Origin of the sequence: Pseudalkalibacillus sp. JSM 102089 (assembly GCF_041366475.1) — a bacterium.
Lineage (GTDB): Bacteria > Bacillota > Bacilli > Bacillales > Guptibacillaceae > Guptibacillus > Guptibacillus hwajinpoensis_B.
This window is the reverse complement of the sequence record NZ_JBEWYW010000029.1, coordinates 1-3,631: the sequence shown is the minus strand read 5'-3', so window position 1 is coordinate 3,631 and position 3,631 is coordinate 1. Positions and strand designations below refer to the sequence as shown.

Below are 3,631 nucleotides of genomic sequence, written 5' to 3'. Positions count from 1 at the left end.
AAATATTCGAATGCATGAATATGTGCACGCAGCCAGGAAGTTGATTTCATATCAAGAAATGCCTCTACATAACTCAACTGACTGTAGGGAAGGGTTGCAATGAATACATACGCTGGTATAACCTCGCGGGTCGAATGATCTATGATCTTAAGCGTCGTTCCTGCCCAGTCCACCTCTAAGATCTCGCCTGGCTTTCTTCTGATTGGCATGGTTAGCTTATACTTCTTTGCGAAGTTCCCATATTTTTCAGCGAATGTTCGATAGGCATAAGGGACTTTTCCATCTTCTCTAGCTGCACTGGCATATTCGTTATGCAGAAGCGTCAGGGTGACATTTTTCTTTTGAAGTTCTTTGTGAACCCACTCGAAATCAACGGGGCAGTATCCCTTTTCAATAGCTTGTTTCTCAGGGAACAAGTAAGTCCCAAGCCACTGATTATTCATGGAATCCTCTAACTCCTTTAACCCTCTTTCTTTAGCCCGCTGGATAACTTGAAGAAGGACATGGGTTAGACCCACCTCTGCCATCTTTTTGATCCACTTAAGACAAGAAATTGATCCACTCGTGCCATAAGTGAGCCACTATCATAAATGATAGTGGCTATAATACTATTTTTGTAGACCGTAACGTTCTCTCATAGATTTTTCACCGTCAATGACAATACTATATGAATCGTGAACAATTCGATCTAGGATGGCATCAGCTAGTGTACTTTCACCTATCTTTTCATGCCAGCCTCGCGGATCAAATTGAGAACAGAAAATAGTAGACCCTTGTTGGTGACGTGCTTCCACAATTTCCAAAAGATCTCTCGCTTCTGTTTCGTTTAACGGAGTTAGAAGCCATTCGTCTAATATAAGTAGATTTACTTTTTTATATTTTGCCATGACCTTTCTATAAACTCCTTCGCCTCTGGCGATGGCTAATTCGTCTAGTAAGTCTGGCAGTCGAATGTATTTCACCTTATAAAACTGACGACATGCTGCGTTTCCAAATGCGCATCCTAAGTTGTAAACGCTAGAATAAAGTTGACAGTAATCGCTTGATGAGATTTTACACTTTTGCTCTATTAACCTAATACTTTAGTAAAATAGTCTGTAAGGTTATTTACTGGAGGTTAGGGTGTTGGAGGAGAAATTAGTGTTATATGTTAATCTGTAATAAGATAGGCTCCTTTTAATTTGAAATAAAGATTGAGTTATGTAGCTGGGTTTGAAATAATTGGTATTAGAGGTTTGTTCAAGATTCTTGAAGAAGTGCAATTGTTCTTTAAATGTAAAAAATGAGAGTTACTCAATTGTGTCAGTTTCATTGGTCAGTGAGAGGAGTTTTACTTTTGAACAAAAAAAAGAAAAGTATCATTGTTGGTATTGTTATTTTAATTGGAATTTTGGTTTCGGCATACGAATTTTATCAACCTGATCGATTAGGTCAGGCTACTCAGGTTGCTCTTGAAGAATTCGAAAACGACTTTAAAGATAGAGTTGGTAAGTATCCTAAAGATATTAATCTTACATCAGTTGAAAAGAGTGACAGTTGGATTATTGCATTCACAATAGGAGATCAATCCCCAAAGACAGAAAAAGTTGCGGAATATGAAGTAACAGAAGAATTAACAATTCAAAATAGTTCTTGGTATGGGACTGTAGATGAAGATGTAAGGAAGGTTGTTTGGGGGCAATTATCATCGGATCAAAAGGATTTCATTGATGGGAATTGGGAAGACGGGACTATATCAAAAGTGAATTTAACAGACAGTATGCTAGCTAATCAACCAAATGAAGTGAATCCAAAAGTAGGAGAAGAAGTTTATGCTATTGCATTTCCTACAAAAAGTACATCATCCACAAATAACGTGATTGTTTATGCTGATGTTGAAAACCATAAATACATAGCGAATGGGCTAGTTGATTGATTTCATTTGAAATCTATCTTCCATTAAATCGGAGCTTATCTGTAATAGGATAAGCTCCTTTTAATTTAAAAAGGATTGTTATATTTACAATAATTTGAAATAATTAGCATTATATTAAAGCGAATTTGTAAGGCTTGGATCTAATTGTAACAAATTATAAAACGAATAATTTTTGGGAGTGATAAGTATTGATCGACTTATTTCAATATAATTGGCAGATTAGAGATGACTGGTTTGTGTGGTGTGATAATATCGCTTATGAAGAATTAATAAAAACACGAACTGGTGGCATGGGCAGCATAATACATAATTTGTTTCATGTAATTGATTGCGAACAAATATGGGTGAATCAAATGAAAGGCACTCCTGTTATTATTAAGGATATTAAAGAAATTAGAACTATTGATGAAGTGAAAGCATTCTCTGAGCAAACGAAATACACAACTAAAAGCTTTATAGAATCTCTTTCTCATAAAGATACGCCTGGAATTTTAGAAGTGAAAACCAAGAAAGGCAAGACAGTTTCATATACTTATGACAAATTGATTAAACATATAGTCTCCCATGAAATACATCATATTGGTCAAATCTCTGTTTGGTCCAGAGAGATAGGGTTAAAACCAGTATCATCCGATTTACTATTTAGAGATTTATAAATTCCTAGAAACCCTATCTTCTACAGTATTAATTAGGCTTATGACTTACAGTGATGATCTAGGATGTTTTTTACAAAGATAGATATAAAGCAAGGGGGAAAGCAATTGAATGCTTTAGCAGTTATTATCGTTATACTTATAGCTTTATGGTCAATTACTAAAACATTGGGTAAGATAACTGACAAAATTTTGGATACACAAAATAAACAAATTGAACTACTAGAAACCATTAAAACAAATCTTGAAGAAAAATCTGATGAAAGGTAAAAAATTATTATTGAACCATCTTCGGAGCAATTGTTAAATAGATTATTCTTCCTACATAAGTTTATTTACGAAAGGGTTATAGCAATGTCTAATCCATATGATTGTATCACTGACTTTATTTTCGTTGAAACTGAAGTATTTGCAGCTGACGTCATATTAGTACCCGGTGCTAATCATCCACAGCTAATGGAAAAGGCTTCATTTCTATATAAGAATGGAATGGCACCATACATACTTCCATCAGGGGGATACAAACCCCATGTAGGTACATCTGAGTGGGAGTATCTAAGAAACATTGGTATTACAAAGGGGGTACCTAACGAAGCTATTCTTAGAGAAGACGAAGCACAGCATACTTTAGAAAATGCACGTTTTTCTTTAGAAGTATTACAGAGTAAAGGCATTAAATATGAAAAGGTTATCATTGTGTGTAAAGCAGGACATTCACGAAGAGCATTGCTTTGTTATCAGGATGTATTCCCAAAGAACACTAATTTTATGGTTTCTCCAGTTGAAGACCGATTCGGTATTACTAAAGAGAATTGGTTTACCACGGAAGTTGGTATAAGCCGGGTCATGACTGAGGTAGAGAAGATTGGTAAATACTTTGGAGGTTTTATTCCGAAATGGGTTGGACGATAATATCTTGATACTGAGTCTTCTAGAAAATCGGAGCGATTGCTTAATAAATTGTAAGTCTATGTAGGCTTTAGGGAGGATTGTAGAATAACCGGGAGGCCAAATAATGAAAAGAAACCTATTGATTATGATTATACTTTCAATATCGCTAAGC

The 3,631-nt window shown here is 35.3% G+C and carries 4 protein-coding genes and 2 pseudogenes; 4 read left to right on the top strand and 2 right to left on the bottom strand.

Annotation, left to right across the window (positions count from 1 at the left end; translation table 11 throughout):
- Nucleotides 1-527, bottom strand: a pseudogene (locus tag ABVF21_RS22630) (IS21 family transposase); the annotation flags it as partial.
- A gap of 81 nt (nt 528-608) precedes the next feature.
- A pseudogene (locus ABVF21_RS22625) lies at nt 609-1,007 on the bottom strand (ATP-binding protein); the annotation flags it as partial.
- Between the two features lie 329 nt (nt 1,008-1,336).
- On the opposite strand from ABVF21_RS22625, the gene ABVF21_RS22620 reads away from it, so the two are divergent.
- The 4 genes from ABVF21_RS22620 (at nt 1,337) to ABVF21_RS22605 (ending at nt 3,480) form a co-directional block, all read left to right on the top strand.
- Entirely contained in the window at nt 1,337-1,915 is a 579-nt protein-coding gene (locus ABVF21_RS22620; protein ID WP_371019065.1) for a hypothetical protein, read from the top strand.
- A gap of 188 nt (nt 1,916-2,103) precedes the next feature.
- Entirely contained in the window at nt 2,104-2,571 is a 468-nt protein-coding gene (locus tag ABVF21_RS22615) for a DinB family protein (RefSeq protein ID WP_371019064.1), read from the top strand.
- Between the two features lie 105 nt (nt 2,572-2,676).
- Nucleotides 2,677-2,838: a hypothetical protein gene (locus ABVF21_RS22610; RefSeq protein ID WP_371019063.1), complete on the top strand. Its 162-nt coding sequence runs from the start codon at nt 2,677-2,679 to the stop codon at nt 2,836-2,838.
- An 84-nt stretch (nt 2,839-2,922) separates the two neighbouring features.
- Nucleotides 2,923-3,480, top strand: a complete 558-nt coding sequence (locus ABVF21_RS22605) for a YdcF family protein (protein WP_371019062.1) — start codon at nt 2,923-2,925, stop codon at nt 3,478-3,480.
- Nucleotides 3,481-3,631: the final 151 nt, after the last annotated feature.